Annotated in this window: 9 protein-coding genes and 1 riboswitch; of the genes, 7 read left to right on the top strand and 2 right to left on the bottom strand. The window is 75.3% G+C overall.

The window, feature by feature from the left end; all coding sequences use genetic code 11:
- Positions 1-58: 58 nt before the first annotated feature.
- Positions 59-751, bottom strand: coding sequence for a transcriptional regulator (locus AB0F71_RS20885; protein WP_360236391.1), 693 nt, complete (start codon positions 749-751; stop codon positions 59-61).
- Between the two features lie 193 nt (positions 752-944).
- Positions 945-1,076: riboswitch (cobalamin riboswitch) on the top strand.
- A gap of 98 nt (positions 1,077-1,174) precedes the next feature.
- Between AB0F71_RS20885 and AB0F71_RS20880 the strand changes: the two genes are divergently transcribed.
- The 7 genes from AB0F71_RS20880 to AB0F71_RS20850 all read left to right on the top strand — a co-directional run bounded on the left by AB0F71_RS20880 (position 1,175) and on the right by AB0F71_RS20850 (position 8,966).
- Entirely contained in the window at positions 1,175-2,140 is a 966-nt protein-coding gene (locus AB0F71_RS20880; protein ID WP_360236388.1) for a cobalamin biosynthesis protein, read from the top strand.
- Between the two features lie 129 nt (positions 2,141-2,269).
- Entirely contained in the window at positions 2,270-3,784 is a 1,515-nt protein-coding gene (locus AB0F71_RS20875) for a cobyric acid synthase (protein WP_360236385.1), read from the top strand.
- Positions 3,781-5,850, top strand: coding sequence for a putative cobaltochelatase (locus tag AB0F71_RS20870; RefSeq protein WP_360236382.1), 2,070 nt, complete (start codon positions 3,781-3,783; stop codon positions 5,848-5,850). The genes AB0F71_RS20875 and AB0F71_RS20870 overlap by 4 nt, the downstream gene beginning before the upstream one ends.
- Positions 5,851-5,856: 6 nt before the next feature.
- Positions 5,857-6,462, top strand: coding sequence for a cob(I)yrinic acid a,c-diamide adenosyltransferase (cobO, locus tag AB0F71_RS20865; protein ID WP_360236379.1), 606 nt, complete (start codon positions 5,857-5,859; stop codon positions 6,460-6,462).
- A 4-nt stretch (positions 6,463-6,466) separates the two neighbouring features.
- Positions 6,467-7,855 carry a cobyrinate a,c-diamide synthase gene (locus AB0F71_RS20860; protein WP_360236376.1) on the top strand — a complete coding sequence of 463 codons (1,389 nt, stop codon included), beginning with the start codon at positions 6,467-6,469 and terminating at the stop codon, positions 7,853-7,855.
- A 25-nt stretch (positions 7,856-7,880) separates the two neighbouring features.
- Entirely contained in the window at positions 7,881-8,423 is a 543-nt protein-coding gene (cpt, locus tag AB0F71_RS20855) for a chloramphenicol phosphotransferase CPT (protein WP_360236373.1), read from the top strand.
- 66 nt (positions 8,424-8,489) lie between these two features.
- The gene (locus tag AB0F71_RS20850) at positions 8,490-8,966 is read left to right on the top strand and encodes an OsmC family protein (protein WP_360236370.1); all 477 of its coding nucleotides are present in this window, start codon (positions 8,490-8,492) and stop codon (positions 8,964-8,966) included.
- Positions 8,967-8,999: 33 nt separating this feature from the next.
- Here the strand turns inward: AB0F71_RS20850 and AB0F71_RS20845 are convergent, their stop codons facing one another.
- A complete protein-coding gene (locus AB0F71_RS20845; RefSeq protein WP_360236367.1) occupies positions 9,000-10,709 on the bottom strand; it encodes a serine/threonine-protein kinase in 1,710 nt (569 codons plus the stop codon).
- Positions 10,710-10,774: the final 65 nt, after the last annotated feature.

Here is a 10,774-nt window from a genome sequence, read left to right as displayed (position 1 = left end):
GGGGTGGTGGGGGTGGGGGGTTGGTGTGGGGGGGGTTGGTGTTTGTGGGGTGGTGTGGTCAGACGGGGATGGTGGGGTGGTGGGTGCTGAGGAGGTGCCAGAAGCGGGGGGTGAGGGGTGGGGTGGGGGTGGTGGGGTGGGTGGTGGTGCCCCAGTGGGAGGGGATGTGGTGTTCCTGGTGGAGGACGGGGAGGACGGCGGCGAGGTCGGGTTCGGGGACGGGGACGAGGTGGGCGATCGGGCGGAGGTGGGGTTGCCAGCGGCCGGCCACGCATTGGCGGAGCAGGGTGTCGAGGGCCTCGCGGCGGCCGGTGGCTTCGATCAGTTCGGTGAGACACAGGCCGAGGACCTGGGCGAGGGCGTGGGTCTGGTCGGGGTCGCCGTCCCAGTGGCCGGTCAGTTCGGCCTGGCGGTAGGTGGGGAGGGGGATGCCGACCCGTTCGGCGACGGTCTCCGGGGGGAGTTCCCGGGCGAGGCGGTGGTCGCGCAGGGTGACCGGGGGGCCGGGCATCAGGGCGGCGGCCGGGCACCAGAGGGCGCGGGCGAGGGCGATGAACTCGGTCTCGCCGGGGCGCAGCACGCCGTCCTCCCAGGCGAGGACGTGGCCGGGGAGCAGTCGGACGCCGTGTGCGGCCATGCCCTCGGCGACCTGCTCGGGGGTCAGCCCTAGGCCGGTTCGGTGGGCCCGGGCGGCCTCCGGTGAGAACGGCACCGGGGTGGGGGCGGCGGCGGGGGGCTTTCTGCGGCGCATGGCCGAACCGTAGGCGTGGCCCGCGGCGCGGCCCCAGCCGCCGAACGCACGAAGCGGGGGCGCCGGGCCCGTCGTGGGGCTGGGCGATCGCACAGGGCGGGGGCGGGCTCGTCGTGTGACCAACCCCTCCGTGACCTCGGTTGACTCCCGGTTCGGGCGCGTGATGGGATCCTGGGGCCAAACGGAGGCATGGAGAGGAAGCCGGTGCGAGTCCGGCGCGGTCCCGCCACTGTCACCGGGGAGCACGCTCGGAGAGTGCCACGGCGGCCCGTCAGGGGCCGCTGGAAGGCCCGGGGGTGCGTCGGACCCGGAAGCCAGGAGACTCTCGCCCCCGGTACGTCGATCCAGGGCGCGGACCCTGAGTGAGGACACCCACGCGATGCAGGCTGCCCCGCCCGGTTGGATTCCCAGCCTTTCGTTGTTGTGCGCCCGCTGACCCGGGCCGCCGCCTTCGGCCTGGGCGCGCTCGCGGGCTACGCCGCCGACGCCCGGTACGCCGACCCGCGCCGCGGGCACCCCGTCGCCCTGTTCGGCACGGCCGCGGGGCGGCTGGAGCGGCGGCTGTGGCGCGACGACCGGACGGCCGGTGCCGGGTACACCGCGGTGTGCGTGGGTGCGGTGGCGGCCGGCGCGCTGGCCCTGGACCGTACGGTCGGGCGCCGTCCGCTGGGCCGGGCCGCGTTGGCGGCGGCGGCGACCTGGACGGTGCTCGGTGGCACCTCGCTGACCCGGGAGGCCCGCACCATCGGACGCTCGCTGGCCGTAGGCGATCTGACGGCGGCCCGGGAGCGACTGCCGCATCTGTGCGGGCGGGATCCGAGCGCGCTGGACGGGCAGCAGATCGCCCGGGCGGTGGTCGAGTCGGTGGCGGAGAACACGGCGGATGCCGTGGTGAACGCACTGGCCTGGGGTGCCCTGGCGGGCACGCCGGGGCTGCTGGCGTTCCGCGCGGTGAACACCCTGGACGCGATGGTGGGCCACCGCTCGCCCCGCTACGCCCGCTTCGGTTGGGCCTCGGCCCGGCTGGACGACGTGGCGGGCTGGCCGGGTGCCCGGCTGACGGCCCTGCTGACGGTGGCCGCCGCGCCCGAGCCCCGGACCGCCTGGCGGGTCTGGCGCCGGGACGGCTCCGCGCACCCGAGCCCGAACGCGGGCCAGGCCGAGTCGGCCTTCGCGGGGGCGGTCGGGGTCCGGCTGGGCGGGACGTTGCAGTACGGGGAGCGGGTGGAGCACCGGCCGGTCCTGGGTGCGGAGTTGCGTCCGGTGACGGTGGACGACATCGAGCGGGCCTGCACGCTGTCCCGGCGGGTGGGCGCGCTGGCGCTGGGTACGACGGTCGCGGGGCACGTCCTGCTGCGGATGCTGATGAGGAAGAAGGGTGGGGCATGAGCGAGCGCAGCGAGTTCATCATCGGAGGGTGCGCGTTGTGCGGGGCGGGCGAATGAGCGAGCGCAGCGAGTTCATCATCGGAAGGTGCGCGTTGTGCGAAGCGCCTGCCGAGTGTAGCGAGGCGGGCGCATGAGCAACGCACTGTTGGTCGCGGGGACGACCTCGGACGCGGGCAAGAGCGTGGTGACGGCCGGGATCTGCCGTTGGCTGGCCCGGCAGGGCGTGCGGGTGGCGCCGTTCAAGGCGCAGAACATGTCGCTGAACTCCTTCGTCACCGCCGACGGCGCCGAGATCGGCCGTGCCCAGGCGATGCAGGCGCAGGCCGCCCGGGTGGAGCCGGAGGCGGCGATGAACCCGGTGCTGCTCAAGCCGGGCGCGGACGGCCGCAGCCAGGTGGTGCTGCTCGGCAGGCCGGTGGCCGAGGTGGGCGCGCTGGACTACCGGGAGCGCAAGCCCGTCCTGCTGGAGCGGGCGCTGGAGTGTCTGGCCGATCTGCGCGCCCGCTACGACGTGGTGGTGTGCGAGGGCGCCGGCTCCCCCGCCGAGATCAACCTGCGGGACCGGGACATCGCCAACATGGGGCTGGCCACGGCCGCCGCGCTGCCGGTGGTGGTGGTCGGGGACATCGACCGGGGCGGGGTGTTCGCGGCGATGTACGGGACGCTGGCGCTGCTGTCGGCGGAGGACCAGCGGCACGTGGCCGGCTGGTTCGTCAACAAGTTCCGCGGCGACGCCCGGCTGCTGGCGCCCGGGCTGGAGATGCTGCACGAGCTGACCGGCCGTCCGGTGCTGGGCACGCTGCCGATGCTGCCGGGCCTGTGGCTGGACGCCGAGGACTCGCTGGACCTGTCCACCGTGGTGGACCGGGTGGACGGGCGCGGGCCGCTGGGCGCGGACGTGCTGCGGGTCGCCGTGGTGCGCTTCCCGAGGCTGTCGAACTTCACCGACCTGGACGCGCTGGCCCAGGAACCGGGCGTGCTGGTGCGCTGGGCGACCCGGCCGGAGGAGCTGGCCGACGCCGACCTGGTGGTGCTGCCCGGCACCCGGGCGACGGTGGCGGACCTCGCCTGGCTGCGCGAGCGCGGCCTGGAGCCGGCGCTCAAGGCGCGGGCGGCGGCCGGGCGGCCGGTGCTCGGGGTGTGCGGCGGCTACCAGATGCTGGCGCACTCGATCGAGGACGAGGTGGAGTCGAGGGCGGGTCTGGTCGAGGGGCTCGGGCTGCTGCCGACCCGGGTGCGCTTCGGTGTCGAGAAGGTGCTGGCGCGGCCGGTCGGCGAGGCGTACGGGCAGCGGGTCGAGGGGTACGAGATCCACCACGGGATGGTGGACGTCGAGGGGGGTGTTCCCTTCCTGGACGGCTGCCGGGTCGGCTCGGTCTGGGGCACCACCTGGCACGGCGCGCTGGAGAACGACGGCTTCCGCCGTGAACTCCTGCGCGAGGTCGCCGACTTGGCGGGCCGGGCGTTCGTGCCGGCACCGGACACCTCGTTCGCCGAGGCGCGCGAGGCCCGGCTGGACCGGCTGGGCGACCTGATCGAGGAGCACGCGGACACCGACGCGCTGTGGAAGCTGATCGAGGGCGGGGTGCCGGCGGCCGGATCGCTGCCGTTCCTCCTGCCCGGAGCACCTGGGAGTGACGCATGAGTGAGGTCCGCTATCCGTTCACCGCGATCGTCGGGATGGCCGACCTGCGGCTCGGGCTGCTGCTGAACGCGGTCTCCCCGGCCGTGGGCGGCGTGCTGGTGCGCGGCGAGAAGGGCACCGCGAAGTCGACCATGGTGCGCGCGCTGGCCGGGCTGCTGCCCGCCATCGCCGTGGTGGACGGCTGCCGGTTCGCCTGCGACCCGGCCGGGCCGGACCCGCAGTGCCCGGACGGGCCGCACACCGCTGTCGGGAGTCACGAACGGCCCTCCCAGCTGGTCGAGTTGCCGGTCGGCGTGGCCGAGGACCGGATCGTCGGCTCGCTCGACCTGGAGCGCGCGCTGGCCGAGGGCGTCAAGGCGTACGAGCCCGGACTGCTCGCCAAGGCGCACCGCGGGGTGCTGTACATCGACGAGGTGAACCTGCTCCAGGACCACGTGGTGGACCTGCTGCTGGACGCCGCCGCGATGGGCCGCTCCTACGTCGAGCGCGAGGGCGTGTCGGTGCGGCACGCGGCGCGGTTCCTGCTGGTCGGGACCATGAACCCGGAGGAGGGCGAGCTGCGGCCGCAGCTGCTCGACCGCTTCGGCCTGACCGTCGAGATCGCCGCCACCCGGGAGCCGGCCGAGCGCGCCGAGGTGGTCCGGCGCCGGCTCGCCTACGACGCCGATCCGGCCGGTTTCGCGGCGCGGTTCGCGGCGGAGGAGCGGGAGCTTGCCGAACACATCACCGCCGCACGGGAGTTGCTCCCCAAGGTCGAGCTGACGGATGTGGCGCTGCGTCAGATCACGGCGGTGTGCGCCGCGTTCGAGGTGGACGGGCTGCGCGCGGACATCGTGATGGCCCGCACCGCCGTCGCGCTGGCCGCCTGGGCCGGGCGGACGGAGGTGCTGGAGGAGGACGTCCGCAAGGCCGCCCAGCTGGCCCTGCCGCACCGGCGCCGGCGCAACCCCTTCGACGCCCCCGGGCTGGACGAGGAGCAGCTGGACCGCACCCTGGAGGAGCACGCCCAGCCGGAGGAGCCGGAGCCGGAGGACGACGGGCCGGAGCCCGGAGGCGACGGCCCGGACGGCGGCGGTGACGGTGGCCCGGGTGACGGCGGCCCCGACGGTGGCGGCGCGCCCGAGCCGGCCGACGGCGGCGCTCCGGAGGCGTCCGCCCCGGAGGACGCCGAGGCGCCCGAGCCGCAGCCCGTACCGGCCCAACACCCCTCCCCCGCACGGGAGTCGGCGCCGGTCGCGGCCGGGGACCCGTACCGGACGCGGCTGTTCACCGTGCAGGGCACCGGCCACGGCGCCCAGGGCCGCCGCTCCCCCGCCGAGACCACCGGCGGGCACACCGTCCGGGCCCGCCGCCCGCAGGGCACCCTCAGCCGGCTGCACCTGACCGCGACCCTCCAGGCCGCCGCGCCGCACCAGGTGGCGCGCGGGCGGGCCGGCCGGGCGCTGGTGCTGCACAAGGACGACTTCCGCGAACAGGTGCGCCAGGGGCGGGAGTCCAACCTGGTGCTGTTCGTGGTGGACGCCTCCGGCTCGATGGCCGCCCGACAGCGGATGACCGCCGTCAAGGGCGCGGTGCTGTCGCTGCTGATGGACGCCTACCAGCGCCGGGACAAGATCGGCATGATCACCTTCCGCGGCGCGGACGCCGAACTGGCGCTGCCGCCCACCTCCTCGGTGGAGGTCGGCGCCGCCCGGCTGGAGACCCTGCCCACCGGCGGGCGCACCCCGCTGGCGGCCGGTCTGCTGCGCGCCCACGAGGTGCTGCGGGTCGAGCGGCTGCGCGACCCGAACCGGCGCCCGCTGCTGGTCGTGGTGACCGACGGCCGGGCCACCGGCGGGCGGGACGCGCTCGCCCGCTCCCAGCGGGCGGCCACCCTGTTCGCCGCCCAGGGCACCGCGAGCGTGGTGCTGGACTGCGAGTCCGGACCGGTCCGACTGGGCCTGGCCCGCACCCTGGCCGGGCTGCTCGGCGGCAGCGCCGTCAGCCTGGACGAGCTGCGCGCGGAGGGCGTGGCCTCGCTCGTCCGCGCGAACCGTTCGACCACTTCGATGCGAAAGGCGGCCTGAGCCGACATGCCCAAGGGTGTCCCCGAGAGCGTTCCCGACGACGGCCTGACGACCCGTCAGCGCCGTACCCAGCCGATCACCGCCGTGCACACCGGCCCCGGGAAGGGCAAGTCCACGGCCGCCTTCGGCATGGCGCTGCGGGCCTGGAACCAGGGCTGGTCGGTCGGGGTGTTCCAGTTCGTGAAGTCCGCCAAGTGGAAGGTCGGCGAGGAGAACGCGCTGCGCGTGCTCGGCGCCTCCGGCGAGGGCGGCACCGTCGACTGGCACAAGATGGGCTCCGGCTGGTCCTGGATCCAGCGCTCCGCCGAGCAGGAGATGACCAGCGAGGAGGCGGCCAAGGAGGGCTGGGAGCAGGTCAAGCGCGACCTCGCCGCCGAGACCTACCGCTTCTACGTGCTGGACGAGTTCACCTACCCGATGCACTGGGGGTGGATCGACCCGGCGGAGGTCGTCTCGGTGCTCAAGGACCGCCCCGGCAGCCAGCACGTCGTCATCACCGGCCGGTACGCGCCCGAGGCGCTGACCGAAGTCGCGGACCTGGTCACCGAGATGACCAAGGTCAAGCACCCGATGGACGCCGGCCGCAAGGGCCAGCGCGGTATCGAGTGGTGACCTCTTGAGCAACGTCCCCCGCCTCGTCGTCGCCGCGCCCTCCTCGGGCGCCGGCAAGACCACCGTCGCCACCGGCCTGATCGCGGCACTGACCGCGCGCGGGCTGGCGGTGTCGCCGCACAAGGTCGGCCCCGACTACATCGACCCGGGCTACCACGGGCTCGCCGCCGGGCGCCCGGGCCGCAACCTGGACGCCTTCATGTGCGGTCCGGAACGGATCGCGCCGCTGTTCCTGCACGGGGCAGCCGGGGCGGACGTCGCGGTGGTCGAGGGCGTCATGGGCCTGTTCGACGGGGCGTCCGGGCGCGGGGAGCTGGCCTCCACCGCGCACGTCGCCAAGCTGCTGCGGGCCCCCGTGGTGCTGGTGGTGGACGGCTCCTCGCAGTCCCGCTCGGTGGCCGCGCTGGTGCACGGCTTCGCCTCCTGGGACCCGCAGGTGCGGCTCGCCGGGGTGATCCTCAACCGGGTCGCCTCCGACCGGCACGAGCAGCTGCTGCGGGAGGCCCTGGAGGAGGGCTCCGGCGTGCCGGTGCTGGGCGCGCTGCGCCGCTCGGCGGCCGTGGCCACGCCGTCCCGGCACCTCGGACTGATCCCGGCGGTGGAGCGCTCGGCAGAGGCGTTGCAGGCCGTTGCCGACATGGGCGAGCTGGTGGCGGCTTCGGTGGACCTGGACGCGGTGCTGGAACTCGCCCGTACGGCTCCGGACTTGGACGCCGAGCCGTGGGACGCCTCGGTCGAGGTGACGCCGGTCGGCGGGCGGCCGCGGATCGCGGTGGCCGGCGGCGCGGCCTTCTCCTTCTCGTACGCCGAGAACGCCGAACTGCTCGGCGCGGCGGGCGCGGAGGTCGTCCCCTTCGACCCGCTGCACGCCACCGCACTGCCGGCGGGCACCGCCGGGCTGGTCATCGGCGGCGGGTTCCCGGAGCTGTACGTACGGGAGTTGAGCGGGAACGCCGAACTACGGCGGGCCATCGCGGAGTTCGCGGCGGCGGGCGGGCCGATCGCCGCCGAGTGCGCCGGGCTGCTGTACCTGGGGCGGGAGTTGGACGGACTGCCGATGTGCGGCGTGCTGGACACCGAGGCCCGGATGACCGAACGGCTCACCCTCGGCTACCGGGAGGCCGTCGCCCTGCACGACTCCCCGCTCGCCCCGGCCGGCACCCGGCTGCGCGGGCACGAGTTCCACCGGACGGTCTGCGAACCGGGCGCGGGCGAGCACCCGGCCTGGGGCTGGCGCCTGCCGACCGGGCCGCGCACCGAGGGCTTCGCCGCCGGGAACGTGCACGCCTCCTACCTGCACCTGCACTGGGCCGGGGCGCCCGGGCTGGCGGCGTCGTTCGCGGGGGCCGCGGCGGCGTTCAAGTCGGCGGCGTTCAATTCGGCTGCTTCCTGAGGGCTTTCCTCCTTAGGATGCGCGCATGCATGTGATCGTCCTCAACGGCGGCTCCAGCTCCGGGAAGTCGAGCATCGCCCGGCGCCTGCAGGAGCTGCTGCCGGAGCCCTGGCTGCACCTCGGCGCGGACACCATGGTGGACGCGCTGCCGCCGTGGCTGCTCGGCGGCGACGGAGGCATCGGCGGGCTGGAGGACGGCGACGGCACGGTGGCCGTCGGGCCGGTCTTCGCCCGGCTGGACGCCGCCTGGTCGGTCGGCGTGGCGGCGATGGCCCGGGCCGGGGCCCCGGTCCTGGTGGACGAGGTCTTCCTCGGCGGGGCCGCCTCGCAGCAGCGCTGGCGCACGGCGCTGGAGGGCCTGGACGTGCTCTGGGTCGGCGTGCGCTGCGACCCGGCGGTGGCCGCGGCCCGCGAGGCCGCGCGCGGCGACCGGGTCGCCGGGATGGCCGCCGCGCAGGCATCGATGGTGCACGAGGGCGTGGCGTACGACCTGGTGGTCGACACCTCGCGGACCTCGGTGGCGGACTGCGCCGACGCCGTGCTCGCCCGCGTCACGGCCGCCGGATGAGCCCCGCGCGGGCGGCCCGTTGCGGTTGACTGTCCGGGGACACCCCCTTCCCACGGAGGCACCCCCATGGCCAAGCAGTACGAGTACAGCGCCGAGATCAACTGGACCGGCAACCGGGGCACCGGCACCAGCGACTACCGGGCCTACGCCCGCGACGTCGAGGTGTCGGCCGAGGGCCTGCCGGGCATCCCCGGCTCCGCCGACCCCGCCTTCCGCGGCGACCCGGCCCGCTGGAACCCGGAGCAACTGCTGCTGGTCTCGCTCGCCCAGTGCCATCTGCTGTCGTACCTGCACCAGTGCGCGGTGAACGGGGTCGTGGTGACCGCGTACGCGGACCGGCCGGCGGGCACCATGACCGTGACCCAGGAGGGTGTGCGCTTCACCTCGGTGGTGCTGCACCCGCAGGTCGAGGTCGCCGAGCCGGGGATGGTGGAGCGGGCGCTCTCCCTGCACGCGGCGGCGAACCGGGGGTGCTTCATCGCCAACTCGGTGAACTTCCCGGTGCGGCACGAGGCCGAGGTGACGGTCACGGTCGCCGGGTAGCGGCGGGCCGACGGGCCCGGGGCGCGGACCCGTTCAGAGCGCCAGCGTCTGCCAGCCCCGGGTGATCTGCTCGTGCAGGGCGGCGGGGTCGGGGGCCGTCGACCGGGCCGCCGCCAGCGCCGCCAGCAGGGCCGTACCGTCCGCCGGGCGCCGGGCCGGGTCGATGGCCAGGGCGCGGGTGACGACGGCCGCGAGCTCCGGGTCGAGGGCCTGGACCGCCGCCAGCGCGGCGGGCTCGGGCCCGCTCTCCACGATCCGGCGGATCACCGCGCCCGTGTTGGTCGCCGCGAACGGGCTGACGCCGTACGCCGCGCAGACCACGCAGCACGCCCAGGCCCACACGTCGGCCGCCGGGCCGACCCGCTCGTCGCCGAACTGCTCCGGCGCCATGTACGTCAGGGTGCCCGGGCCGCCGCCGGTGGCGGTCAGCCGGGTGCCGTCCACGATCGCCGCGATGCCGAAGTCCAGCAGGCGCGGGCCGGCGGTGGTCAGCATGATGTTGGCCGGCTTGAGGTCCCGGTGCACCAGTCCGAGCCGGTGCACCCCGGACAGTGCCACGGCCAGCGCCAGGGCCAGGGCGTGCAGCGCCTCGGCGGAGCGGATCGGGCCCTGCTCGCGCAGGTGGGCGTCGAGCGGGCGGCCGTCCAGCAACTCCATGGCCAGGTACGGGCGTCCGGCGTCCACCCCGGTGTCGAGCACCCGGGCGGTGTAGGCGCCGGGGACCATCGCCAGCACCTCGGCCTCGCGCTGGAAGCGGCGCAACAGGTCACCCTCGGCGAGGAGTTCGGGGTTGATGGTCTTGAGCGCGACCTGGGTGGCGGAGCCCTGCCGCTGGGCGAGGTAGACGGTGCCCATGCCGCCGGAGCCGATCCGGCCGAGCAGCTGGTAGCCGCCGATAGTGCGGGGCTCGTGCGCGCCCAGCGGGCTGCCGACGGGCGGGGCGGACACCACCGGCGGGGCGGTCGGGGCCGGCGGGGCGGGCGGGGTGAACTGCGGTGGGACGTACGGGCCCTGCGGAGCCTGCGGCTGGACGTACGGCGCCTGCGGCGGGGCGGCCGGGGGCTGCGCGGTGGGCGCGTACGGGTTCTGCCCGGCCATCGCGGCCTGGAACGCCTCGGCGGCCTGCGCCGCCTGGAACGCCCGCGCCTGCGGGTCCCCGGCCGCGGCCGCGCCGACCGGCTTGGGGTTGCGGCTCACCAGCAGGGCGACCACCTGGCAGACCAGGGCGGAGGAGAGCAGGCCGACCGGCAGCAGGAACACGCCGATCGCCGCACGGAGCAGCACCAGTCCGATCAGCCGGACCTGGGTCGACCCGGACGTCCAGACCTCCTCGGGCAGGCCGTTGGTCAGCAGCTTGCGCTGGGTCAGGTACCAGAGCACCAGCCAGAGCAGCAGGAGCACGACGAAGAGGGCGACGTACCAGGCCTGCGCCGAGGCCCGGGGGATGTGCCACTCGAAGGCGATGTACACGGACCTGTCGAGGTCGAACGGCCGGGAGAAGAGCTCGTAGCTGTGGTGGTCCTCGACGCCCACCAGGAGGAGCGCCGCCACGCCGACGACCAGACCGATCGCCAGCTCGCCGAAGGTCGCGCCGAGGCCGCCCGGCGCACCCCCGGTCGCGTCCACGCCCGCGGCCGCCGCCATCCTCCGGCGCGTGGCCGTCTGAGCCCGCACCAGCACCGGAAGCGTCGCCAGCCGCAGCAGCAACGCGACACCGGCCATGAGCACCAGTGCCATCTCCATCAAGTCCAGCATGTCTCCCCCTGCCTGATCGGGCAGGGGGAGTATAGGGGGACGCCCGGAACAGC

It is taken from the genome of Kitasatospora sp. NPDC028055 (genome assembly GCF_040637885.1).
Lineage (GTDB): Bacteria > Actinomycetota > Actinomycetes > Streptomycetales > Streptomycetaceae > Kitasatospora.
This window is presented reverse-complemented; position numbering and strand designations above follow the sequence as displayed.

What these genes read in the sequence shown, in the direction of transcription:
- AB0F71_RS20885 (WP_360236391.1), bottom strand. Translation starts at nt 751, where the DNA reads ATGCGCCGCAGAAAGCCCCCCGCCGCCGCCCCCACCCCGGTGCCGTTC.
- AB0F71_RS20875 (WP_360236385.1), top strand. Translation starts at nt 2,270, where the DNA reads ATGAGCAACGCACTGTTGGTCGCGGGGACGACCTCGGACGCGGGCAAG.
- AB0F71_RS20870 (WP_360236382.1), top strand. Translation starts at nt 3,781, where the DNA reads ATGAGTGAGGTCCGCTATCCGTTCACCGCGATCGTCGGGATGGCCGAC.
- cobO (WP_360236379.1), top strand. Translation starts at nt 5,857, where the DNA reads ATGCCCAAGGGTGTCCCCGAGAGCGTTCCCGACGACGGCCTGACGACC.
- cpt (WP_360236373.1), top strand. Translation starts at nt 7,881, where the DNA reads ATGCATGTGATCGTCCTCAACGGCGGCTCCAGCTCCGGGAAGTCGAGC.
- AB0F71_RS20850 (WP_360236370.1), top strand. Translation starts at nt 8,490, where the DNA reads ATGGCCAAGCAGTACGAGTACAGCGCCGAGATCAACTGGACCGGCAAC.
- AB0F71_RS20845 (WP_360236367.1), bottom strand. Translation starts at nt 10,709, where the DNA reads ATGGAGATGGCACTGGTGCTCATGGCCGGTGTCGCGTTGCTGCTGCGG.